General features: G+C 64.7%; 23 protein-coding genes and 1 pseudogene. 11 read left to right on the top strand and 13 right to left on the bottom strand.

All coding sequences use genetic code 11. From position 1 onward, the window contains the following. Positions 1–5 precede the first annotated feature (5 nt). The 5 genes from mtaB to FJ943_RS02960 all read right to left on the bottom strand — a co-directional run bounded on the left by mtaB (position 6) and on the right by FJ943_RS02960 (position 4341). Complete coding sequence (gene mtaB, locus FJ943_RS02985) at positions 6–1331, bottom strand: tRNA (N(6)-L-threonylcarbamoyladenosine(37)-C(2))-methylthiotransferase MtaB (protein ID WP_140719721.1); 1326 nt, start codon at positions 1329–1331, stop codon at positions 6–8. Further along, complete coding sequence (gene dapF, locus FJ943_RS02980; RefSeq protein WP_140719719.1) at positions 1331–2215, bottom strand: diaminopimelate epimerase; 885 nt, start codon at positions 2213–2215, stop codon at positions 1331–1333. Before dapF ends, mtaB begins: the two co-directional genes overlap by 1 nt. A 93-nt stretch (positions 2216–2308) precedes the next feature. Continuing rightward, entirely contained in the window at positions 2309–2470 is a 162-nt protein-coding gene (locus tag FJ943_RS02975; RefSeq protein ID WP_015315001.1) for a DUF1328 family protein, read from the bottom strand. 213 nt (positions 2471–2683) lie between these two features. Next, complete coding sequence (locus FJ943_RS02965; RefSeq protein WP_246671818.1) at positions 2684–3238, bottom strand: hypothetical protein; 555 nt, start codon at positions 3236–3238, stop codon at positions 2684–2686. 92 nt (positions 3239–3330) lie between these two features. Next, complete coding sequence (locus tag FJ943_RS02960; protein ID WP_140719716.1) at positions 3331–4341, bottom strand: MBL fold metallo-hydrolase; 1011 nt, start codon at positions 4339–4341, stop codon at positions 3331–3333. Between the two features lie 213 nt (positions 4342–4554). Between FJ943_RS02960 and FJ943_RS02955 the strand changes: the two genes are divergently transcribed. The 3 genes from FJ943_RS02955 (at position 4555) to zapE (ending at position 6989) form a co-directional block, all read left to right on the top strand. Then, positions 4555–4998: a VOC family protein gene (locus FJ943_RS02955; protein ID WP_140719714.1), complete on the top strand. Its 444-nt coding sequence runs from the start codon at positions 4555–4557 to the stop codon at positions 4996–4998. Positions 4999–5136: 138 nt separating this feature from the next. Further along, complete coding sequence (locus FJ943_RS02950) at positions 5137–5676, top strand: protease inhibitor Inh/omp19 family protein (protein ID WP_015314997.1); 540 nt, start codon at positions 5137–5139, stop codon at positions 5674–5676. 92 nt (positions 5677–5768) lie between these two features. After that, entirely contained in the window at positions 5769–6989 is a 1221-nt protein-coding gene (gene zapE, locus FJ943_RS02945; RefSeq protein WP_140719712.1) for a cell division protein ZapE, read from the top strand. Positions 6990–7027: 38 nt separating this feature from the next. Here the strand turns inward: zapE and FJ943_RS02940 are convergent, their stop codons facing one another. Continuing rightward, positions 7028–7237 carry a 4-oxalocrotonate tautomerase family protein gene (locus tag FJ943_RS02940; protein ID WP_015314995.1) on the bottom strand — a complete coding sequence of 70 codons (210 nt, stop codon included), beginning with the start codon at positions 7235–7237 and terminating at the stop codon, positions 7028–7030. Between the two features lie 162 nt (positions 7238–7399). Continuing rightward, a complete protein-coding gene (locus tag FJ943_RS02935) occupies positions 7400–8320 on the bottom strand; it encodes an SMP-30/gluconolactonase/LRE family protein (protein ID WP_015314994.1) in 921 nt (306 codons plus the stop codon). Positions 8321–8602: 282 nt separating this feature from the next. Here FJ943_RS02935 and FJ943_RS02930 point away from each other — a divergent pair, with 282 nt between their 5' ends. Beyond that, positions 8603–8770, top strand: a complete 168-nt coding sequence (locus FJ943_RS02930) for a hypothetical protein (RefSeq protein WP_015314993.1) — start codon at positions 8603–8605, stop codon at positions 8768–8770. Between the two features lie 83 nt (positions 8771–8853). Here FJ943_RS02930 and FJ943_RS02925 read toward each other — a convergent pair whose 3' ends face one another. From FJ943_RS02925 to FJ943_RS02915, 3 genes are read right to left on the bottom strand one after another with little or no spacing between them, the layout of a single operon-like run. Then, positions 8854–12189 (bottom strand): error-prone DNA polymerase, encoded by a 3336-nt coding sequence (locus FJ943_RS02925; RefSeq protein ID WP_140719710.1) that lies wholly within the window; start codon positions 12187–12189, stop codon positions 8854–8856. Next, a complete protein-coding gene (locus tag FJ943_RS02920; protein WP_140719708.1) occupies positions 12186–13664 on the bottom strand; it encodes a DUF6504 family protein in 1479 nt (492 codons plus the stop codon). Before FJ943_RS02920 ends, FJ943_RS02925 begins: the two co-directional genes overlap by 4 nt. Then, a complete protein-coding gene (locus FJ943_RS02915; RefSeq protein ID WP_140719706.1) occupies positions 13606–14646 on the bottom strand; it encodes a hypothetical protein in 1041 nt (346 codons plus the stop codon). Before FJ943_RS02915 ends, FJ943_RS02920 begins: the two co-directional genes overlap by 59 nt. A gap of 178 nt (positions 14647–14824) precedes the next feature. Here FJ943_RS02915 and FJ943_RS02910 point away from each other — a divergent pair, with 178 nt between their 5' ends. The 3 genes and pseudogenes from FJ943_RS02910 (at position 14825) to FJ943_RS02900 (ending at position 15830) form a co-directional block, all read left to right on the top strand. Then, positions 14825–15247 (top strand): metallopeptidase family protein, encoded by a 423-nt coding sequence (locus FJ943_RS02910; protein WP_140618287.1) that lies wholly within the window; start codon positions 14825–14827, stop codon positions 15245–15247. A gap of 89 nt (positions 15248–15336) precedes the next feature. Continuing rightward, positions 15337–15534: pseudogene (locus tag FJ943_RS02905) on the top strand (type II toxin-antitoxin system RelE/ParE family toxin); the annotation flags it as partial. Positions 15535–15548: 14 nt separating this feature from the next. Continuing rightward, positions 15549–15830 (top strand): XRE family transcriptional regulator, encoded by a 282-nt coding sequence (locus FJ943_RS02900; RefSeq protein WP_015314988.1) that lies wholly within the window; start codon positions 15549–15551, stop codon positions 15828–15830. Between the two features lie 18 nt (positions 15831–15848). Here FJ943_RS02900 and FJ943_RS02895 read toward each other — a convergent pair whose 3' ends face one another. Together FJ943_RS02895 and FJ943_RS02890 are read right to left on the bottom strand one after the other, a co-directional pair. Beyond that, positions 15849–16055 carry a DUF1737 domain-containing protein gene (locus tag FJ943_RS02895; RefSeq protein WP_015314987.1) on the bottom strand — a complete coding sequence of 69 codons (207 nt, stop codon included), beginning with the start codon at positions 16053–16055 and terminating at the stop codon, positions 15849–15851. 37 nt (positions 16056–16092) lie between these two features. After that, positions 16093–16980, bottom strand: a complete 888-nt coding sequence (locus FJ943_RS02890; RefSeq protein WP_140719702.1) for a CoA ester lyase — start codon at positions 16978–16980, stop codon at positions 16093–16095. A gap of 285 nt (positions 16981–17265) precedes the next feature. Here FJ943_RS02890 and FJ943_RS02885 point away from each other — a divergent pair, with 285 nt between their 5' ends. Genes FJ943_RS02885 through FJ943_RS02870 form a run of 4 tightly spaced genes read left to right on the top strand, consistent with a single transcriptional unit; the run spans position 17266 to position 22298 of the window. Continuing rightward, positions 17266–18801: a DUF4173 domain-containing protein gene (locus FJ943_RS02885; protein WP_140719700.1), complete on the top strand. Its 1536-nt coding sequence runs from the start codon at positions 17266–17268 to the stop codon at positions 18799–18801. Positions 18802–18804: 3 nt separating this feature from the next. Beyond that, entirely contained in the window at positions 18805–19497 is a 693-nt protein-coding gene (locus tag FJ943_RS02880; RefSeq protein WP_140719699.1) for a response regulator transcription factor, read from the top strand. Beyond that, positions 19488–21104 carry an ATP-binding protein gene (locus tag FJ943_RS02875; protein ID WP_140719697.1) on the top strand — a complete coding sequence of 539 codons (1617 nt, stop codon included), beginning with the start codon at positions 19488–19490 and terminating at the stop codon, positions 21102–21104. Before FJ943_RS02880 ends, FJ943_RS02875 begins: the two co-directional genes overlap by 10 nt. Positions 21105–21131: 27 nt before the next feature. Then, complete coding sequence (locus tag FJ943_RS02870; protein WP_015314982.1) at positions 21132–22298, top strand: FAD-binding oxidoreductase; 1167 nt, start codon at positions 21132–21134, stop codon at positions 22296–22298. A gap of 233 nt (positions 22299–22531) precedes the next feature. Here FJ943_RS02870 and FJ943_RS02865 read toward each other — a convergent pair whose 3' ends face one another. Beyond that, positions 22532–23269, bottom strand: a complete 738-nt coding sequence (locus FJ943_RS02865) for a DUF72 domain-containing protein (protein WP_140719695.1) — start codon at positions 23267–23269, stop codon at positions 22532–22534. Positions 23270–23287: the final 18 nt, after the last annotated feature.

The raw sequence follows: 23287 nt of genomic DNA, 5'->3' as shown, positions 1-23287 counted from the left end.
TGTTCTCAGGCGGCGCGGGCGGCAAGGGGGGTGGCTATCAGCCTGATCCCGTCGTGGCCGGTTATATCAGCCTCGACTATCTCTCCCGGCGCGCCGGTGCCGAGTGCGGCAAGCGTGAACCCTTCGGTGCGGCCAAGGCCGTCGCGCTCGATCAGGACCGACTGACGGCTGCCGGCGAGCGAGGACAGATGGCGCTGGTAGGCCGCTTCGCCGGCGGCGCGCAGCCGGGCGGCGCGCTGCTTGACCAACTCGCGGCGGACCTGCGGCATGCGCGCGGCGGGTGTGCCCTCGCGCGGCGAAAATGGGAAGACGTGGAGATGGGTCAGGCCGCACTCCTCGACGATCTCCAGCGAATTCTCGAACATGGCTTCTGTCTCGGTCGGGAAACCAGCGATAATGTCGGCGCCGAAAACAATGCCGGGCCGCAGTTTGCGCACATCCTCGCAAAAGCGGATCGACTGATCGCGCAGATGCCGGCGCTTCATGCGCTTCAGGATCATGTCGTCGCCCGACTGCAGCGACAGATGCAGATGCGGCATCAGCCTGGCTTCCGTGGCGAGCGCATCGAGCAAGTCGTCGTCAGCCTCGATCGAATCGATGGAGGACAGCCTGAGCCGCTTTACATCGGGCACCTGACGCAGGATGGTCTTCACCAGCTTGCCGAGCTTCGGCGCGCCTGGCAGGTCGGCGCCGAAAGACGTCATGTCGACACCCGTCAGCACGATCTCGGCATAGCCGTTGCCCGCTAGCCGCTTGACCTGCTCGACCACGGCGCCCATCGGCACCGAGCGCGAATTGCCGCGGCCATAGGGGATGATGCAGAAGGTGCAGCGATGGTCGCAGCCATTCTGCACCTGCACGAACGCGCGGGCCCGGCCCTCGATGGCATCGACCATGTGGCCGGCGGTCTCACGCACCGAAAAGATGTCGTTGACGCGCGCCTTCTCGGTATCGTTGACGCCAAAATCGGGCAGCGCGCGATAGGAATTGGCCTTCAGCTTCTCTTCATTGCCAAGCACGAGATCGACCTCGTCCATGGCGGCGAATTTTTCGGGCTCGGTCTGCGCGGCGCAGCCGGTGACGATGATGCGCGCGGCCGGGTTGTCGCGGCGCGCCTTGCGGATCGCCTGCCTGGCCTGGCGCACCGCTTCGCCGGTGACGGCGCAGGTGTTGAAGATGACGGCGCCGCCATCCAGCGCGCCGAGGCCGGCATTTTCGGCCTCGCGCCGCATCACTTCGGACTCATAGGTGTTGAGACGGCAGCCGAAAGTCACCACGTCGATGCGGCCGGCCTCCTTCGCCACGTCGACGTCCTTGGCAAGGGCGGACATCACGCCGCGCTTTCGGTGTCGCGGGCCCATTGTCCGGTCGACGGATCGAAGCTGCCGGAAAATTCCCACTCGGCCGCGCCGGTCAGGATGACGTGGTCGTCCTCGCGCCACTCGACATGCAGCGTACCGCCGCCGGGGGTCAAAAGGTTGACGCTGCGGCCCGTGCGCCTGGTGCGCGCGGCGGCAACGACAGCCGCGCACGAGGCGGAGCCGCAGGCCTTGGTCAGGCCGGCGCCACGCTCCCAGGTGCGGATGATCATCGAGTCGGGCGAGGTCACCTGCGCGATGGTTATGTTGGCGCGCTCGGGAAAGATCGGATGGTTTTCGAGCAGCGGGCCGAAACGATCGAGTTCATAAGTCCAGACATCGGCGTCGACCCAGAAGATGGCGTGCGGGTTGCCCGTCGAGACCGCCGAAGGCGAATGCAGCACCGGCGCGTCGATCGGGCCGACCTGCAATTCGATCATGCGGGTGTCGCGGAACTCCTCGGCCAGCGGGATGTCGCGCCAGCCGAAGCGCGGCGTGCCCATGTCGACCGAGATCGAGCCGTCCGCGTGTTCGCAGGCGTTCAAGATCCCGGCCACGGTTTCGAAGGTGAAGGTCTTCTCGCCGGTCTCGGCGGCCAGCGCCTGGACGACACAGCGCATGCCGTTGCCGCAGGCCTGCGCGCCCGACCCGTCGGAATTCAGGATGTCGACGAAATAAGCGGTGCCCGGCGTCCTGGCGTCGTGGATCGCCATGATCTGGTCGAACCGCGTCGAGGCATCGGCGTTGAGCGCGATGGCAGCCGCGGCCGTCACCCGATCCGCACGGCCACGCATGTCGGCAACGATGATCTCGTTGCCGATGCCGTTCATCTTGGCGAAAGGGGCCGTGCCTGCCATTGCTCCGAAATTTCCATGTCCGTTCGGCGCTATATGGCGGAAACGGGCAGGAATTACCAGTGCGCAGCCGCTTTCACGGCGAAGGTGCGGGACTTACGTTACCGCAAAGACCCCAAGCAAGATCAACAGGAAGATGATGAGCACGATGCCGATGAGAATGCGCGCGCCAGTGGCGGCCGCGCCCGCCAGCGCCGGCATGCCGAGCAGGCTCGCCGCGGCGGCGATGATCAGGAGAATGATGATCCATTTGAGCATGGGAACGCCTCGCAAGCCGGACACATTGAAACCGGTTGAAAAACGCGGCTGTCGTGCTTGGGTTCCCGAGGCCGGGAGATAGCGTCGGCGATGTCGAGGCAGCCGAGGTCGTAGAAAGTGCAGTTCTGATTGATGAAGACATTGCGCCCGACGCGGATTTCGTCCCCGCCGGTGCCGTCTCCATCGGACATCGGTGGTTTTCCCGGCATCGCCTCAGCCGGCGATCTCGATATCCGTGCTGAAGGGGGCCGTCTTGCTCGAATTCTCGTCATGCATGACGAAGTTGCACCGGTATTTGCCGGCCGGCAGGCCGTCGAGGGAGAGGTCGAGTTTGAAGAACAGTTCGCGATTGTGCGAGCGAGAGGCGATCTGAACACGGCCGACTTTTTCCATTGTGCCGAGCGTTTCGCCGGCTGCGGACACGACGGTGATGTCGACAGAGAGCGCGATCATGCTGTTGCCGAGGCCGTCCTTGCCATAGCCATAGCCGACCGGCTCCATGTACAGCACGATTTTCTCACCGGGCTTGTAGATGTGGTTGGCGCGCTCGCTGTAGATACCGAAGCCGGAGGCCGTGTCGACCTGCCTGACGTTCAGGACGCCAAGCGGCATCGCTTGCCAGAGCGCTTCCTGGGCGCTGCTGAATTTCTCCAGCGCACCGGCGCCATCACCCGACTGGAGCAGCTTCTCGGCCTCGGCCGCCCGATCGCTGATCTCGCCCGCGAAAGCCGCTGGCACAGAGACCGCCAGCACCAAGAGACCTGCCATGATTGACTTCATCTGATTCCCCTATCCTGTCCGCGGATGACCATCAGCGAAAACCATGGCAGCGTAAACGGTCATTCCAGCCATCGAGGCGATCATATCCGGGGCACTTCCCAGATCTCGCCGGGCCGCAAGGCGCGAAAGCGCTCCTGTGGGATGCCTCGGCCGTCCAGCGCCTCGGCCAGCTTCCGCACCGGTTCGTCGAACGGCTCGTCGGTGAGCTGGAACGTGCCCCAATGGCAGCCGGCGGCGAAGGCTGCGTTGCACAACGACATGCCCTGGACCGCTTCCTCGGGGTTCTGGTGCTGCGGCGCCATGAACCAGCGCGGCTCGTAGGCGCCGATCGGCAGGATGGCGAAGCGGAAGCCGCCATGCCTCTCCGCCATCAGCCGGTAGTTGATGCCGCCGTGGAAGCCGGTATCACCGGCGAAATAGATTTTTCCGCCCGGCGTCTCGATGACGAAGCCGGCCCACAGCGCCATGCGCCGGTCGCGCGCCCCGCGCGCCGACCAGTGATGCGCGGGCTCGACGTGGATAGCGGTGCCGTCGGAGACATCGACCCTGTCGCCCCAGTCATGCGCGGAAAGCCGCGTCCCGGGCACCGCGGCGGCGATGATGGCATCGTTGCCGAGCGGCGTCACCACCAGCGGATCGTGCTTCTCCTGCAACTGCCTCAGCGTGGCAAGGTCGAGATGGTCATAGTGGTTGTGGCTGACCAGCACGAGGTCGATCGCCGGCAGATCGCCAAGGGCGATACCCGGCGGATTGACGCGCCTGGGTCCGGCAAAGGAGAACGGCGATGTGCGCTCCGACCAGACCGGATCGGTCAGGATGTTCAGCCCGGCTGTCTGGATCAGCAAGGTCGAATGGCCGACCATGGTCACGACCAGATCGGCGCCTTCGACCGCCGCCGCCGGCTTTGCCTGCGCAAAGGGGCTCGGGCTGGCAGCCGGCCATTTCGAGCGCTGGCCGCTGAACTGCCATTTCAGCAAATCCTTGAAGGGGCCGGGCATCCGGCCGCCGGGATTGAAGAACAGGCTGCCGTCGAAATGGTCGCTGGACGGGCCGCTGTAGTAGCGGTTGGCGGCTTTCTTTCTGGCGGCCAAGGTCTGCGCTCCGGCGGGTTTCGGTGAACTCTTTGTTTTCACGCAATTCCCAGGGGAAAGTGCTGCGCGTTTTCCCGGGGAAAGCGCCACACACCTTTCCTGGAATTGCCATAGACATAAGCCCTGACGCGCCTGGCGCAAGCGTTTGCCGGCCGAAGGCCAAGGGCGGCAAGGCGGTCCCGGCTAGGATCGCGGCATCAGGAGGAAGATGCCATGGCGATGAAGCGGACAAAGACACCCTGGATGAAGGCCGAGGATTTCGGCCGCTCGCTGCCGCGCGGCATCGGCGTCAATCTGCTGGTATCGGACATGGCGGCGATGGAAGCCTTCTGCGGCGACGTGCTTGGCGCCCGCATCGTCTATGCCGACGAGGATTTCGCCGCGATCGAGCTTCTGGGATCGGTGTTCATGCTGCATGCGGACCATTCTTATCTCGACAATCCGATGACGGGCTCCATCGCGGGTGCGGAGACGCGCGGCGCCGGCATCGAACTGCGTCTCTATGGCGCGGAGCCCGACGCGATCGAGGCGGCGGCGCTGGAGCATGGCCACATCGTGCTGGCCGGCGCGATCGACAAGCCGCATGGTCTGCGCGAGTGCTATATCGTCGGACCGGACGGATATGTGTTCGTGCCGAGTGCGCCGCTCGCCGGGTGAGTGCGATAAATTTGCAACAATTCATACCACAAACCCTATTTTAACCATATCGGGTTGAAATTTCGCCACCTTCTCCATCTTGGTGGAGGTGAGATTGCGCGGACGGTTTCCCCCCAGCCGGATCCGACGGAGGTTGTAATGAATTTTTCGAAAGGCGGCCTGGTGGCCGTATCCCTGGCGGCACTCGTTGCGAGCGGCTGCTCAACCTCACGCTTCTCGTCGATGGACGACCAGCAACCGGCGCCGCTGCAGCCAGCCCCCGCCGGCCAGGTGAGTTCCAACCAGCTGCCGCCGCCGGCCTCGCCCGGCACCACCGACCCGTCGCGGTTCCCGACCGCGCCGGCTAACACGCAAGTTGCTTCGCTGCCGCCGGACGGCGCGGCGCCCGCGGGTGCCGCCGATCTCAGCGCGGCGGCCGTCGCCGGTGTCTGGAACGTCAGCGTCTCCGGCCAGAGCTGCAAGGTGGCGACGCCGCAGACCAAGTTCGGCGCCGGTTTCCGCGCCGGGCCGCTGCATTGCCCGGCGCCGATCGACGGCATCAAGTCGTGGAACGTCGCCGGCAAGCAGCTGACGCTTTATGACGAGAATGGCGGTTCGCTGGCGCGGCTCTATTCGTCGGGCGGCTCGAAATTCGACGGCCAGACTTCCAACGGGCAACCGATCTCGCTTACGAGGTAGGAGATGCCGACATTCAGGTGATGCCGGCGGCGTGACCTCAATCTCGGCGCACCCTTTCTCTGGGCATCCTGCTCTGAACAATGACGTGATCGATGCATCTGCGTGACGGCCTTCAGACCCATCCGACCGTCCGGCAGCGCTACGACCATCTGGTGGTATCAGGCGCGATCGAGCGCGATGCCGCGCAGGAAGAGATCGCCGCCGCGCTCGACCGGCTGACCGTCGAGATCTCGGCCAAGCGGCTGGCGCACAAGTCCAGTGCACTGGGCTGGCTGTTTGCGCGCAAGCGCGAGACGCATGAAGCGGTCAAGGGCCTCTACATCCATGGCGGCGTCGGCCGCGGCAAGACCATGCTGATGGACATGTTCTTCGAGCTCCTGCCGGTCAGGCGCAAGCGCCGTGTGCATTTCAACGACTTCATGGCCGATGTGCAGGACCGTATCCAGAAACACCGGCAGGCGCGCAAGGAAGGCACGGTCAGGGAAGACGATCCGATCCCGCCGGTGGCCAAGGCGCTCGCCGAGCAGGCCTGGGTGCTGTGTTTCGACGAGTTCTCGGTCACCGACATCGCCGACGCCATGATCCTGTCCAGGCTATTCTCGGCACTGTTTGCCAACGGGGTCGTGCTGGTCGCCACCTCGAACGTGGCGCCGCAAGATCTTTACCGTGACGGGTTGAACCGCCAGCTTTTCCTACCGTTCATCGCCATATTGGAACGCCACGCGCAGGTGCTGTCGCTGGACAGCGACAAGGATTACCGGCTGGAAAAGCTCGCACGCACGCCGGTCTATGTCACACCGGCCGATGCGGCGGCCGACCAGGCGCTCGATGAGGCCTGGCAGTCGATGACGCGCGGTGCGCCGACGGCCGAGACCTCGCTGACGCTGAAGGGACGCAAGGTGGTGGTGCCGGCCGCCGCTGGTGACGCTGCGCGTTTCACCTTCGCCGACCTCTGCGAAAAGCCGCTCGGCGCGCGCGATTACCTGGCGATCGCCGGGCGGTTTTCGACTGTTTTCATCGACCGTGTGCCGGTGTTGGGCGAAGGCAAGCGCAACGAGGCCAAACGCTTCATCCTGTTGATCGACACGCTTTACGACCATCATACGCGGCTGGTGGTGAGCGCCGAGGCGCCACCGCACGCGCTTTATGTGGCCAAGCGCGGCGTCGAGGTGTTCGAATTCGAGCGAACCGCATCGCGGCTGATCGAGATGCAAAGCCGCGACTGGCTGGAGAGCTGGGCGAAGCGCCGGCCGGGTGAAGGTACGGTCGGCGGACGCACGGCAGGCGCGGACACGGCCGCCGCACCTTCCTGAGCAGAGCCCGGATTTGCGGCGCTCATCGCGCCTTGGGATTATTTCTTGCCTCTCAACGTCTCCACGTCGGTCTTGCCGACGTACCAGTCGCGGGCATTGACCTCCTCGAAGACCACCCAGACATCGTCATTGCTAAGCCCGGTGGCGTCCATGATGGCCGCCGTGACTTTCCTGGCGATGTCAGCCTTCTTGCCGGCCGGATCGGCGGCGATCACTTCCTTGACGATGCGGATGTTGACGAATGGCATGACGCCCTCCCCTTGAATTGTGTCTGATACCGCGGACAGGCGGCTTCGAACTCCGCTCCGGCGAACCGCAGGATGGTGGCTCCGGAAGCCGCGGCGAAGCGGGCGCTGTGGCTACCCGCAAAACGGCCAATAAGGGACGCCAGAGAAGCGTTTCCAGCAGACTCAATAGGTCTTGGCCCCATTCACCATCAGCCGCACCGAATAAAGCGAGGTGGTGCCGGCGATGTAGAGACAGTTCAGCTTGGCGCCGCCGAAAACGCAATTGGCGGTCACCTCCGGCACCTTGACCTTGCCGATCAGCGTGCCGTCGGGATCGTAGCAATGGATGCCGTCGGCGGCACTCGTCCAGATACGCCCATCGGCGTCGAGCCGGAAGCCGTCGAACAGTCCGGCCGTGCAGTCGGCGAACACCTTGCCTCCGGAAACCTTCTTGCCGTGCTTGCCGACATTGAACACCCGCATATGCGCCGGGTTCTCGGCGCCATGCGTGCGGCCGGTGTCGACGACATAGAGCAGGCTTTCGTCGAGCGAGAAGGCAAGGCCGTTCGGCCTGACCATGTCGGTGATGACAGCCTCGATATCGCCCGTGTCGGGATCGACCCGGTAGACATGGCAGGCGCCGATTTCACTCTCGGCTTTGTCGCCCTCATAGTCGGTGTCGATGCCGTAGGTCGGATCGGTGAACCAGATCGAGCCGTCGGACTTCACCACCGCGTCGTTGGGCGAGTTCAGCGGCTTGCCCTTCCATTTGGCGGCGATGGTGGTGATCGAGCCGTCATGCTCGGTGCGGCTGACGCGCCGGCCCGAATGCTCGCAGGTGACCAGCCGGCCTTGCCGGTCGACGGTGTTGCCGTTGGAATTGCCGGACGGCTGACGGAAGACACTGACGCTGCCGTCCGTCTCGTCGTAGCGCATCATGCGGTTGTTCGGAATGTCCGACCAGACGACATAGCGGCCGGCGGCGAACCAGGCCGGCCCTTCCGCCCACCGGCAGCCGGTGAACAGCTTCTCCACCTGCGCGTTGCCGTTGAACAGGCGCCCGAAACGCGGATCGAGAACTTCATAATAATCTGCGGCCGCCATGTTTCCTCCAGGCATCAGGTGACATTGGATCAAGCCAGCCCGCAATCGATCTGGCAAGACGGGGTAACGCTAATTTGTAAGACAAAATGGGAGGCGGCTCGCCTGCCGGCCCGGGCCGCGCGTCGTGCGGGAGCTTAGGAAGCCATTAACCGGCTATGCGCTGGCTGCAATGGTGCATTGCAACATCTTCTTTTTGCAACGCACCATTCCTATGTCATGATCCGTACCGATCAAGGGAGGAAGAAACGGCCGCGCCGAATGCGGCACAGAAGGAACCTTGCTATGATCTTCAACGACCTCGTGACCCGCGCTCGCACCAGCATCGCCAAGCGCAAGCACTACAATCGCCTCATCGCCGAAATCGACAGCTTCTCCAGCCGCGATCTGGCCGACATGCGCGCCGACCGTTCGGAAATGCTCTACCAGATCCACAAGCAGATCTACGGCTGAGCAACCCATCACGTTTGTCGTCCTCGGGTCGCCGCGACGGAGCTTCGCTCCTGCTCGCCCGTGGATGACGAAGGTGGTCGGGCCTACTGAAAATTACGCCCTTTGGGCATGACCCTCTCCGCCTCTTCCGACAGCGTTGCGAGATCCCGTCCGTCTTTCAGCATCGCGGGCCGAATTGCGGGTTGGCCGGAGCGGTCCGAAGGATCGGCGGCCGGCAGTGCGGCCGCACCGACCTTCTCCAGCAGCACGGTCAGCCAGGGCGTCAGGTCCTCGATCTTCTCGGCGACGATATGGACGACACCTGATTCCGACTGCAGTTTCCCGGTGACCTTCACAAACCGGGCACCCATGACGATGGGCCGGAAACGGGTGAAGGTCCTTTCCCAGAAGATGACGTTGGCGACGGCCTTGTCGTCTTCCAGCGTGAGAAAGATCGCGTTGCCCTTGCCGGGGCGCTGGCGCACCAGCACCAGCCCGGCAACGGAGACCCGCCTGCCGTCGCGCACGGAAGGCAGGCTGGCATTGGGAGTGATGCCGGCGCGGTCGAGCCGCTCGCGCAGGAAGGCGACCGGATGCGCCTTCAGCGACAGGCCGAGCGAGCGGTAGTCATGGATGACATGCTCGCCGAGCGGCATTTTCGGCAGCTTCGTCTCGGGCTCCAGCTCGCGCAGGCTGAGCGCCGGCTGGTCGAACAGCGGCAGCTTCTCGGCGGCACTCTTGCCGTCGAGCGCGCGGACCCCCCATAGTGCCGCGCGGCGGTCGAGGCCGATGGAACGAAAGGCGTCGGCTTGCGCCAATTTCTCGATCTCGTCGACATTGAGGCCGGAGCGCAGCCAGACATCCCGGACCGTCGAGTAGCCGGCGCCGCGCCGCTCGACGAAAACCTCCATGCGTTCCTTGGAAAGTCCCTTGATCTGCCGGAAGCCGAGCCGCACCGCATGCTGAGTCTCGATGACACCGCGCATTTCGGCATGACGCGGCAGGATGCGGGCCGGGTCGAAAAGCGCCTTTTCCAAAGTGCAGTCCCAGACGGAGAAATTGACGTCGACCTCGCGGATGTCGACGCCATGGTCGCGGGCGTCACGCACCAGCTGCGCCGGCTGATAGAAGCCCATCGGCTGCGAATTCAGGATCGCGGCGCAGAACACGTCCGGGTAGAAGGTCTTGAACCAGCAGGAGGCATAGACGAGCAGGGCGAAGGAGGCGGCGTGGCTTTCGGGAAAGCCATACTCGCCAAAGCCCTCGATCTGCTTGAAACAGCGCTCGGCGAAGTCCTTTTCGTAGCCTCGTCCTGTCATGCCGTCGATCATCTGCTGGCGATAATTGCCGATCGTGCCGGTGCGCTTGAAGGTGGCCATGGCACGGCGCAGTTCATCGGCCTTGCCCGGTTTGAAGCCGCCGGCGACGATGGCGATCTTCATCGCCTGCTCCTGGAACAGCGGCACGCCCAGCGTCTTGCCGAGAATCTCTTTCAGCTCCGCCTTGGGATATTCGGGTTTTTCCTTGCCTTGCCGCCGGCGCAGATAGGGGTGCACCATGTCGCCCTGGATCGGGCCCGGCCGTACGATCGCCACCTCGATGACGAGGTCGTAGAATTCGCGCGGCTTGAGACGCGGTAGCATCGACATCTGAGCACGCGATTCGATCTGGAAGACGCCGAGCGTATCGGCACGGCAGATCATGTCGTAGACACGGGAATCCTCCTTGGCGATCGTATCCAGGGTCAATGGCCTGCCATAATCGTCTCTCACGCCGTAATGGGTCTCGAGCAAAGTGAAAGCGCGCTGCAGGCAGGTCAGCATGCCGAGCGCCAGGATATCCACCTTGAGGATTTTCACCGAATCGAGATCGTCCTTGTCCCATTCGACCATCTTGCGCTCGTCCATCGCCGTCTTGACGATGGGGACGATCTCGTCGAGCCGGTCCCTGGTGATGACGAAGCCGCCGACATGCTGGGAGAGGTGGCGGGGAAAGCCCATGATCTCGTTGGCGCGTTCCATCACATGCCGTGACACCGGATCCCTGCGGTCGAGGCCGCCGGCCCTGGCTTCCTTCTCGCCGAGTTCCGAGGTCGACCAACCCCAGATCGAGCCGGAGAGAGACGCCCTGACATCCTCCGAAAGGCCCATCGCTTTCGACACTTCGCGCAGCGCCGAACGGCCGCGATAGCTGATGACGGCGGCGGCGAGTGCCGTGCGTTTGGAGCTGTATTTCGTATAGATGTACTGCATCACCTCTTCGCGCCGTTCATGCTCGAAGTCGACGTCGATATCCGGCGGCTCGTTGCGTTCCTCGGAAATGAAACGCTCGAAGAGCGTGTCGATCTTGTCCGGCCCGACCTCGGTAATGCCAATGCAGAAGCAGATAATCGAATTGGCCGCGGAGCCGCGGCCCTGGCAGAGAATGCCTTCGCCTCGGGCGAATTTGATGATGTCATGGACGGTCAGGAAATAACGGGCGTAATTCAGCCGCTCGATCAGGGCGAGCTCTTCCTGGATTCGTTTTATCACGCTGGCGGGGATACCGCCGGGAAAGCGCCGGGCCGCACCTTCCCGAGCCAGTCGCTCCAGCTCCGCCTGCGGTCCGAGACCCGATTCCGTCGGCTCGTCGGGATAATTGTACTGAAGGTCGCCGAGCGAGAAGGTCAGCTCTTGCGCAAACCGCAGCGTCTCCGCCAGCGCTTGCGGATACCGGCGGAATAGGCGCGCCATTTCCAGCGGCGGCTTCAGATGGCGTTCGGCATTGGCGGTCAGTTCCAGCCCCACCTCGGCGACCGGAACATTGAGGCGGATCGCGGTCAGCACGTCCTGCAGCGGGCGCCGTTCGGCCGTGTGGTAGAGCACATCGTTGGTCGCCATCAGCGGGATGCCGGTGCTCTCGGCGAACGCCGCCGCCTGCTCGATCCGGAAGCGATCATGGCCGGCATAACAGGGTGAGACGCCGAGCCGCAGGATCCTGCCGAAGCGATCCCTGAGTTCACGGAGCAAAGCCAGACTGTCTTGCGCGCCGGCCGCCAGATCGGGCAGGACCGCCAGCGACATCCGGTCCCCCCATTCGAGCAGGTCGTCGCGCCGGAGCAGGGTGGCGCCCTTTTCGGTCTCGTCACGCAGATTGGCCTGGGTGAGCATGCGGCACAGATGGCCCCAGCCCGCACGGTCCCTGGGATAGGCGAGAATGTCCGGCGTGCCGTCGCCAAAAACCAGCCGGCAGCCGGGATGGTAGGCAAGCTTTTCGACCTTGGCCTGCTGCCAGGCGCGCACCACGCCGGCGACGCTGTTGCGGTCGGCGAGCCCGATCGCGGAGAAGCCCATGAGCTTGGCCGCGACCACCAGCTCCTCGGGTTTGGAGGCGCCGCGCAGGAAGGAGAAATTCGACTGGATGCCGAACTCCGCATAAGGAATGACGGTCAGCGCGTTCATGCGAAGACCCCATGCATGAACCAGCGCGGCGGGGTTTGCGAGACGCCGCCGTAAAGGCCTTGCCGGTAGAGCCAGTAGCGGCGGCCACCGGCATCCTCGATGCGGAAATAATCGCGTGTCGACGCCGCCGCGTCGCCCGGCGCCTCGCGCCACCATTCGGCGGCGATGCGCTCCGGCCCTTCGGCGCGCGTCACACGGTAAAGCGCGCGGCGCCAACGAAAATGCAGCGGCGGTCCCTCCGGCATTTCGGTGGCCGGCACCTCGATGGGCTCGGGCGAACGGAACAGCCGGATCGGTCGTTCCGGCGGGAAGATGGTCATCGGCGCCTGCATCCTGTCCGGCTTCTTGGGTGGTGTGGTCCGGCGCGGGGCTTCGGTGAAGGGAATGACGGCGACGGCGCGTTCCGGCAGGTGGCTTTCCACGGGAACCGGCTGCAGAACCGCGCCCTCGCCGAGGCGGGCGCGGATACGGTCGGCGAACAGGGCGATGTCGGCGCCGTCATCGGCCGCTTCGCCGGTCAGATCGGCCTGCTGCATGTCGAAAGCGGCGACGGCCAGCACCGAGAGGCGCACTAGGTCGAAGCCAAAGCCGGCATCGATATGCTGCTCGAGTGCCGCCAGCCTTTCATGGAACAATTTCCGGATCAGCAAGGGTTCGCGCATCGGCCGCGAGGTGCCGAGCGCGATGCGGCTGACGGCGCCGTCGACGCGAAAAAGCAGTAGCGCCAGGCTCCTTGCGCCTTCGCCGCGGCGTTCGAGGTCGGTCTTCAAGGTCGTCGCCAGCATGCCCACCAGCCGCTCTATCTCCTCCGTCAGCGTGACGGGCTCGGCGAGATGACGCTCGACCGAAAGCGGCGCGACGGGAAGACGCGGTGAGATCGCCTCGTCGAGACGGCCAAGCGCCTGGTCGAGGCGCTGGAGCAGCAAAGCGCCGAAGCGGCGGGCGAGCGGCGCGCGCGGTGCCGCCATGACGGCACCCGCCGTGCGCAGCCCCACGCTTTCCAGGCTGGTACGGGTTTCCGGCGCTATGCGAAGGGCGGCCAGCGGCAAGGGCGCGAGCAGGGCTTCCTCCTCGCCTGATGGAACGATGCGGTCGCCGCAAAAGCGGGCCGCCGCCCAGGCCGCCCCGGGCGTGCCGGCAAGCCCGGCGCGGACGTCGAAACCCTGCTGGAAGAAGCGCGACAGGATTTCGTCCAGCATGGCGCGTTCGCCGCCGAACAGATGGGTGCAGCCGGTGACGTCGAGGAACAGGCCGTCGATGCCGTCCAGCGCCACCAGCGGCGTGTAGCGGTCGCACCAGTCGGCAAGGCCCTCGAGCAGGCGCCGGTCGGCCTCCGGATCGGCTTCGACGATGTCGATCGACGGATGCATGGCGCGCGCATCGGCAATCCCCATGTCGCGCTTCAGGTGCAGCGCCTCAGCCCGCGCGTCGAGGGCCGCGATGCGCTGCGCGTTGCCCTGGCGATGGCTGATCACGAGCGGTGGATGAGATGGCTGCGGATGATCCGGCGGCCGGGAACGCCAGGATTTCCCCAGACGCTGCCGCAGGATCCTTTCGGTCGCGAGATAGGGAAACCACAGGGACAGGATTCTCTGCCCATTCGTTGCTTGCCCTGCTTCTTTCCTCGCCCCTTCTTTCATCGAATCTGCATTCATCGGGGTTCCACTCCAGTGTGAATTGTCCAGGCAGGGCCGTGCGGCTCTTGCCGATGCTGATGGTGAAGGCCGGGTGACCGATCGAGCCGGCGAGCGGCCCGGCGACTGTTTCGCGCGGCACGGCCGGCGCCGAAGCGACAATCAGACGAACAGGCGCCGCCGTCGGTTCGGGCTCGGCCGCTTGTCGCAGCAGGAACACCGGCCGGCCGGCACCTTGCGCCCGCGCATGCAGGCGGCGTGTCGCGGTCAGGTCCAGCCGCTGCGGATTGCCGCGGATCTCCAGAATGACGGCTGCAAGCGCGGTCATGCGGGCCGCCTCCTCGGCGATCCACAGCGCATCGACAAGCCTGGGCGCCTCGGAAAACAGCAATTGCTGGGGCTCGATGCCGAACGAGGCATGCAGCCCCCTGGCATAGGGAAAGCCGGCCTCATGGAAAATTTCCGATGTCCCGATCCACAGGATGGGCAGCCCCTGCGCCTGGTTGAGGATCAGGCTGACGATCGACAGAGCGAAACCGGCGACGGCGCCCGCATCGCGGGTTTCCAGGCCATGGATTTCGGTCAGGGCGGCTTTCGGCAGGCCGCCGCTGAGCGCGGCATCGAGCCGCTCGATGCCGATGGGCAGGAAAGCATCCGGCAAGGCCGCGGCAAGCCCGCGCCGGACGATCGTCAGATCGCTGCCGGCGTCAGCAAGGGGCGCGCCAGCCGGCGCCTGCAGGCGCTCGGGCAGTGTTCCCTCGATCTTCGCGATCTGGCGGCGCAGGGCAAAAACAGTCTCCCGCGCCACGGCGGTCATCGCCATGACGGTCAGCTTTCACTCACGATTGTTCCTGTTATGTTCCTATAGATTCCAGAGGGGATCGGAAGAGTCAAGCAGAGTCATCAAGGAATTTATTCCTCTTCTTGCGCGACACCGGCGTACAGGCGTCATTTGCCTAGACCAGCGCGAAAGCCTATATGCCGGGATCAAAGGACAAAGCATGGCCCGCATCTACAAGACCCGCACCTGGCATGGTGAACTTGCGCCCTCGATGGAGGAATTGGAGTTCCTGGCCCTGGAGGCCTACGCCCACCTGCCGGAGGATTTTCGCAAGCTGACCGGCGAGATCGTCATCCAGATCGCCGAATTCCCGACCGACGAGATCATGGACGACCTGTCGCTGGAAACGCCGTTCGACCTGCTCGGCCTGTTCGAGGGGCGCGGCATCGCCGAACGCTGGAACCCGCAGACAGGCGAAGGCCCGAACCGCATCACGCTCTACCGCCGCGCCATGCTCGACTACTGGGCCGAAAACGAGGAAACGCTGGGCGACATCGTCACCCACGTACTGGTCCACGAGATCGGCCACCATTTCGGCCTGTCGGACGATGATATGGAGAAGATCGAAGAGGCGGCTGAATAGCCCGTACCTTCGTCTTCCTGCTCTATGCCGCTTCGCTTCTTCCTTCGCCCTAGGTGACGAAGAGAGAGGTTACCGCGCTTCCCTTCTCAAGCGACTGGAAGCCGATGACGACGGTCGGCCCAGGTGTGCGGGAAATCCGCGTCCGCGACGCCACCGGCGCGTTCCGGGTGCTTTACGTCGCGAGCATAGGCGACGCTGTCTATGTGCTGCACGCCTTCCAGAAGAAGACGCAACAGACAGTGAAACGAAACTTGGATCTTGCCGCATCCCGGTTCAGACAAATCTAGTGGAGGTAAGAACGATGGACCGTCAGAGTTTTGAAAACGTGTGGGACGCACTGGAGGAGACTCCGGCCGAGTCCGCCAACATGACCATGCGCTCCAACTTGCTGATCGCTATCGAACAGCGGGTGCGGAGTTGGGACGTTACCCAGGCCGAAGCAGCCAACCGGCTTGGGATTACCCAGCCACGCCTTAGCGACCTCCTGCGGGGCAGGATCACGAATTTCAGTCTGGACACGTTGATCAATCTTGCCGCGCTGGCCGGACTTACCGTGCGTCTTGATATTGTCGAGGCCGCCTGATGCTCTCCTTGCCAGCGGCTACCAGTCGCTGAGCTTCGTATCCGGCCCGTATTCCTGGCCATCGACATCCTTCACCACGGCCTGGCCGCAGCGCATGGTCTTGGTCTTCTTGTCGTAGGCGTAGGTCGGCGAGCCGAACAGGTGCCAGCCCTTGTTCAGCGCCGCCGTCACCTTATGGCAGAAGCTGGCGTCGTCCGGGGCGGTGAGAAAGCGGTAGAGTTTCATCGTTCAATTCCTGTCGTGTATCCCAAATCGGCGAATATCATGCGCCGATGGCGGCCGCTTTCGCCAGAAGTTTCTCGGCCTGCGCCAAGTGCAACCGCTCGACCATCCTGCCATTCAGCGCGATGACCCCCTTGCCACTGTTTTGCGCAAGCGCGAAGGCATCCTTCACCGCGCGCGCCTCGGCCAGCGCCTGCGCCGACGGGGCGAAGGCACGGTTGGCCGCCTCGACCTGCGATGGATGGATCAGCGTCTTGCCGTCGAAGCCCATGGCGGCGGCCTGCGTGCACTCACGCGCGAACGCATCCGGGTCGCGGAAATCGTTGAACACCCCATCGAGCATGTCGATCCCGCCGGCGCGTGCCGCCAGCAGCATCTGCATCAGCCATGGCAGCAGATAGGCGCGATCCGGCGTCGCCAGCACGCCGGTATCCTTGATCAGGTCATTCGTTCCGGCGATGAAACAATCCAGGCGCGAGGCGGAGTCGCGGCCGAGTTCGGCGATGGCGCCGATGTTGAGCATGGCCTTGGGCGTCTCGATCATCGCCCATAGTTTCACGCTGTCCGGGGCAAAATTATCGTCCAGCACATCGCCGACTTCAAGCACGTCACGCGGCGTGTCGACCTTCGGCAGCAGGATGCCGTCCGGCTCCGCCTTGGCCACGGCCGCAAGGTCGTCAGTGCCCCATTCGCTGGACAGCGCATTGACGCGTACCACCATCTCGCGTTGCCGGCCATTGGCATCAGGGCGGTTGGCGAAAATGCCGGCCAGTTTTTCGCGCGCGGCGATCTTGTCGGCGGGGGCGACGGCGTCCTCGAGGTCGATGATGACGGCGTCGCAGGCAAGCTGCGCGATCTTGGCCAGCGCCTTGTCGTTGGAGGCCGGGACATAGAGCACGGAGCGGCGCGGGCGGTAGATTTCGGTCATTCCAGATCTATGCCGTGTGTGATTGGTCGAGGCAAGCCGCCAGCCCTGCACGAAAACTGCACGCGCCTGCGGAAAACCTCCTCCGATCCGCCGCATCGCTTTCCTGCAGGCCTGCGAGACGGGCGGCATGCACAAGCAAGCAAAACCCCGTCTGCCTTACCGGCTGCGCAGCGAAGGCTGGTGGCTGGTCGACCCGCAACGCGCCAACCCCGCTGCAACTCCCATCCCATTTGTCCGCAAGAGCCCATCGCCATGGCGATGGGACGCCATCAGGAAGATCAGGCCATGACCTCTTTCTTCCGCGCCGCGCCAAGCTATCGCAGCCGCTTCGGCGTCGCCGTGCTGCTGGTCGCGCTCGCCGATTTCCTGTTCTACGGCCAGCCCGCCGGCATCACGGTTCCGCTGTTCGCCATCCTGATTGCCGCCGCGATGGTTGCCGTGCATCCCGCCGCCTTCAGCGACGGCAAGGTGTGGCTCAAGTCGGCCGCCTTGCTTGTCGCGCTGTTGCCGCTGGCCGAGACTGTCAGTCCCTTGTCTGTCTGGATCGCTCTTGCCGCGCTGGTGGCGTTCGCGCTTTCGCTGCGCGGCCGGCTGCGACACCGCACGCCGCGCATTGCCGGCCAGATCGTGCTGTTCGGACTGGCGGCGCCGGTCCGGTTCCTCGGCGATTTTCTCCAATGGCGAAGAGCGGCGCGGCGGTTCGGCGGACATCGCATAAGGCTGGCGGCAATCGCGGTCTGGGTAATGCCGCTGACGCTGGGCGCGGTCTTCGTCGCCCTTTTCGGCGCCGCCAATCCGGTCATCGAAGACTGGCTGTCGCTGATCGATCTGATGAAGCTGCTCGAGCTTATCCAGCTGACGCGGATTGCCTTCTGGCTATTCGTGCTTGCCGGCGTCTGGGCCTTTCTGCGGCCACGCCTGCCGCGCTTTCACCGCCGCATCGCCAGGCTAAATCACCCTCCTGCCGATGCCCAGCCAGCGGCCGACAGGCACGCCGTCGAGGATATCGTCTTCGGCAAGGCCGCCATCCTGCGCGCGTTGATCGTCTTCAACATTCTGTTTGCGCTGCAGAGCGGGCTCGACGCCACCTATCTGTGGGGCGGGGTCGCGCTTCCCGATAGTTTGAGCTACGCCGCCTACGCGCATCGCGGCGCCTATCTCTTGATCGCCACCGCGCTGCTGGCCGCCGGTTTTGTCCTTGCGGCGCTGAGGCCCGGCAGCGAAACATCGGCCGACCCGCTCATCCGTCGGCTGGTCTATGCCTGGGTGGCGCAGAACATCATGCTGGTCGTCTCGTCGATCCTGCGGCTCGACCTCTATGTCGGCATCTATGCGCTGACCTACTGGCGCGTCGCCACTTTCGTCTGGATGGGACTGGTGGCGGCCGGCCTTGCGCTGATCATCGCCCGTATCGCGCTCGGAAAATCCAGTGAATGGCTGCTCTCCGCCAATCTTCTGACGTTATCCCTAACGCTGTATGTCTGCTCTTTCATCAACTTCGCAGCCATGATCGCCACCTACAATGTCGACCATTCCCTCGAAATGAGCGGCCAAGGCATCCCGCTCGACGTCTGGTATCTCCGCTCGCTCGGGCCGGACGCGTTTCCAGCGCTCGATCGCTTCTTCGATCCTCAGCGCGGGACGGCCAATGCCGGTGCCGTCGGCGAACTGGCAAGGTTGCGCGGTGTCGATGAAGGCTGGTATCGCGGCCTGCAGGAAAACTGGCGAAGCTGGAGCTTCCGCGACTGGCGCCTGCTTCGCTATCTCGACAACAGGCGGCCTATTGTTCCCAGCGCCGCGGAACCCGTGCCGGATCGCTAATCCATGCCGCATCACATCCTCGTCGCCGACGATGACCCGCATATCCGCGAAGTGATCTGCTTCGCGCTGGAAAAGGCCGGCATGAAAACGGCTGCCGTCTCCGATGGCGCCGCCGTCCTGCAGGCAATCGAACGAAGCACACCCGACCTTGTCGTGCTCGACATCGGCATGCCGGAGATGGACGGGCTGGAGGTCTGCCGGCGGCTGCGTCACACATCAGACGTGCCGGTGTTGTTCCTGTCCGCGCGCGACGAGGAGATCGACCGCATCCTCGGGCTCGAAATGGGTGGCGACGACTATGTCACCAAACCGTTCAGCCCGCGCGAACTCGTCGCCCGTGTCAACGTCATCCTGCGCCGCGCCCGTCCGGCGGCGCCGGAACCGGCCGACGACAGGCAGTTCGCGCAGGGAAAGCTCACCCTGGCGTCGGCCAGCCACGCGGCCGCCTTCGACGGCAAGCCGCTCGCCCTGACGGCGATCGAGTTCTCGATCCTGAAAGGGTTTCTGGCGCGGCCCACCCATGTGCTCGACCGCGACGCGGTGATGGCCAACGCCTATGCCGGCAAGATCCATGTCGCCGACCGCACCGTCGACAGCCATATCCGCAACATCCGGGCCAAGCTGGCGGCCGTGGGGTGCCCGGAGGTCATCGAGACCGTGCACGGCGTCGGCTTCCGGCTCGGCCGATGCGGCTGACGACATCAAGCAAGTCGATTGGCAGCAAGTGGATCGGCCGCAAATGGCGGCCGCGCCTCGCCACGGTCGTCGTCGCCATCCTGATCCTGGTGATGTCCCTGCCGCTGGTCGGCCTGTTCTTCTTCCGCCTCTATGAGAACCAGCTGATCCGCCAGACCGAGGCAGAACTGATCGCACAGGGCGCGGCCGTCGCCGCCATCTATGCGCAGGAGGTCCGCGACGCCGGCATTTCACCGGAAAAGCTTGGCGTGGCGATGCCGCCGGCCAATGGCTATGCGAGCCGAGGCGCCAATCTCGATTCGCCCTATCGGCCGATCGAGCCGCAGCTCGATCTCGCCTCGGACTACGTGCTTGCGACCCGGCCGGCGGGGATCCCCACCACGGTCGATCCCGCTTTCGCCACGATCGGCGCGCGGCTGGCGGGCATTCTCGACGCGACGCAGAAGACCACGCTGGCCGGCTTCCGGCTGCTCGATCCCCAGGGTGTGGTGATTGCCGGGCGCGACGAGATCGGGCAGTCGCTTGCCGGGGTCGAGGAGGTGCGCGCAGCACTTGCCGGGCGCTATGCCAGCGCGCTCCGGCTGCGCATCCCCAACCAGCCGGCGCCTCCGCTCTATTCGGTCAGCCGCGGGACCAAGGTGCGCGTCTTCGTCGCTTTGCCGGTGGCCGTGAGCGGCCAGGTCGCCGGCGTGGTCTATGTCTCGCGGACGCCCAACAACATCATAAAACATCTCTATGGCGAACGCGGCAAGGTGACGGCGGCGGCGATCGCCATTCTCGGCGGCACGCTGCTTATCGGCCTCGTCTTCCTGCGCACCGTCAGCCGGCCGATCTACGCGCTGATCGACCGCACCCAGCGCATCGCCGCCGGCGAGCGCGACGCGATCCGGCCTCTCGACCACCATGGCACGCGAGAAATGGCGGAGCTTTCCGCCGCCTTTCTCGATATGGCCGAAAAACTGCAGGCGCGCTCGGACGCCATCCAGACCTTCGCCACCCATGTCTCGCATGAACTCAAATCGCCGCTGACGGCGATCCAGGGCGCGGCCGAACTGCTGCGCGATTCAGGCAGCGCGATGGGCGATGACGAGCGGCGGCGCTTCTCCGACAATATCGTCACCGATGCAGGGCGGCTCAACCTTTTGGTCCGGCGGCTGCTCGACCTGGCGCGGGCCGAAAACCTCGCACCCAGCGGCGAAAGCACCTCGGTCGGCGCGGCGCTGGCCCTGCTTCCCGTCGACACCAGGTTGGCGGTTGAAGTCAAGGCCGGTGGCGACCTGGCCTTGCGCATCTCGGCCGAGAACGCGGCGATCGTGCTTACCAACCTCATCGACAATTCCGCCAGGCACGGCGCGACGCTGGTTTCGATCACCGCCGCAAGCGCCGGCGGCAAGGCGACCGTGCTGGTCAGCGACGACGGCGCCGGCATCTCGCCAAGCAACCAAGCGCGCATCTTCGAGCCGTTCTTCACCACGCGACGCGATACGGGCGGCACCGGCATGGGGCTTGGCATCGTGCTGGCCCTCCTGAAAGCGCATGATGGTACGATCCGGCTGGTTGACTCCGAGCGCGGCACGCGCTTCGAGATCACTTTGCCGGTCGCGTAGATTGCGGGCGGCGGATCGGAGAAAAAAGTGCGCTACGACATCGTCATCATCGGCGGGGCCATCGTCGGGTCCTCGATCGCCTACTATCTGCGCGAGGAAGGGTTTTCCGGCTCGATCGCGCTGATCGAGCGCGACCCGCAATTCGCCCATGCGGCGACGACGCTGTCCATGGCCTCGATCCGCCAGCAATTCTCCATTCCGCAAAACATCCGCCTGTCGCAGTTCACGCTAAAACTGTTCCGGCGGCTGAAGGAAGAATTCGGCACCGACGCCGATATCGGTTTTCGCGAGGGCGGCTACCTCATCCTTGCCGGCGAGGCCGGGCTGCCGATCCTGAAAGCCAACCACGAAGCGCAGGTCGCCGAGGGCGCCGACATCCTGCTCGAGGACGCCGACCAGCTGACGCGCCGCTTCCCCTGGCTGTCGGCCGAAGGCATCACCGCCGGCGCCTATGGCCGGACCGGCGAGGGCTGGTTCGACGCGCATGCCATGCTGATGCTGTTTCGCAAGGCGCTGCGGCAGAAGAAGATCGACTTCATCAGCGCGTCGGTCACCGGCGTCGAGCGGCAGGGTGACCGCGTCACCGGCGTCAGCCTCGACAATGGCGATCGGCTCGAGGCCGGCACCGTCATCAATGCCGCCGGGCCGAATGCTGGCAAGGTCGCCGCCCTTGCCCAGCTTTCGCTGCCGGTCGAGCCGCGCAAGCGCAACGTCTTCGTGTTCGACGCGCGGGACAAATTCACTGACATGCCATTATTGGTCGATCCCTCCGGCATCTATGTCAGGCCGGAAGGCTCGGTCTACCTCACCGGCGGCGCCGAGCCGGAAGAGGGCGACGGCCCGGCCGACCCCGGGGACTTCGACGTCGACTGGCCGCTGTTTGAAGAGGTGATCTGGCCGGTGCTGGCAACCCGCATCCCGGCCTTCGAGGCGATCAAGGCGACGCGCGCCTGGGCCGGGCACTACGATTACAACACGCTGGACCAGAACGCCGTGATCGGCCCGCACCCGCAAGTGACGAATTTCCTGTTCGCCAACGGTTTCTCCGGCCATGGCCTGCAACAGGCGCCGGCGGTCGGCAAGGCGCTGGCCGAACTGATCGTGCATGGCGGCTACCGGACGATCGACTGCTCGGCATTTGGCTACGCGCGCGTCGCCGAAGGGCGGGCCTTCCGGGAATTGAATGTGATTTGAGGTCAGGGGCTGCCTCGCGGGTTTGCCAGGCGCTCAGTTTCTTCGTCATTCCAGGGCGGAGCAGGAGCGAAGCGACGTCGCGGAGACCCTGGAATCCATGCCGTTACCGTTGTCGTAGTGTTCTAACGGCGCAGAACGAAGGGGGTGCCGATTGGCGCGTATTGTCGCGACAAGTCGACGTCGCGGCATGGATTCTAGGGTCTGCGCGACGTCGCTGCGCTCCTTGCTTCGCCCTAGAATGACGAAGTCTGGGCGTCAACCTTGAGCGCGTTGCCCAGCGCATTGCCTCCGGCCGTGTTGTCGAAGATTCCCCAGACCTCGGCACCCGAAGCGGCCGCCGCCTCGACTTGCCGGCTGAATCGGTCGAGGCTTTCAGCATCGTAGTCGGAATAGTAGGCGCGCGGCGCGCCGTGCCAGCGGAAATAGGCGATGCCGGGCCAGCCGCCCGGCATCGCCGCAGGTGGCACCGGAGCGGGATCGGCGGCAACGCGCGCGATCCGGCGATCGGCCAGAAGCGCTTCAGCCTCTGCTTCGAACCAGCTGGGATGGCGCGGCTCGCAGACCAGCCTAGTTTCGGTTCGGGTGCCCACCATGTCGAAGAAAGCGCTCGCGACATCGGGCTCGAAGGGCAGGCTCGGCGGCAGCTGCACCAGAAGCACGCTGAGCTTTGCGCCGAGACCTTCGACCTCCTGGAGAAAGCTTTGCAAAGGGTCGTTGCAGTCCACGAGACGGCGCTCATGCGTGATCGCCTTCGGCATCTTGACCGCGAAGCGGAAGTGCTGCGGCACGGCGTGTGCCCAGCGTTCGTAAGTCTCGCGACGGTGCGGCTTGTAGAAGGACGTGTCGATCTCGACGATCGGAAAGTGCCGGGCGTAGCGTTCGAGATGCGATCCGGGTTGCGGGAAATTATTCTTGTATCGTGTCGGAATGCCCCAGCCAGCCGTGCCTATGAAACATGCCTGTTTTCCCATGCATGGGATGTGGACCAG

This window comes from Mesorhizobium sp. B2-3-10 (assembly GCF_006442275.1).
GTDB classification, from domain to species: domain Bacteria; phylum Pseudomonadota; class Alphaproteobacteria; order Rhizobiales; family Rhizobiaceae; genus Mesorhizobium; species Mesorhizobium australicum.
This window is presented reverse-complemented; position numbering and strand designations above follow the sequence as displayed.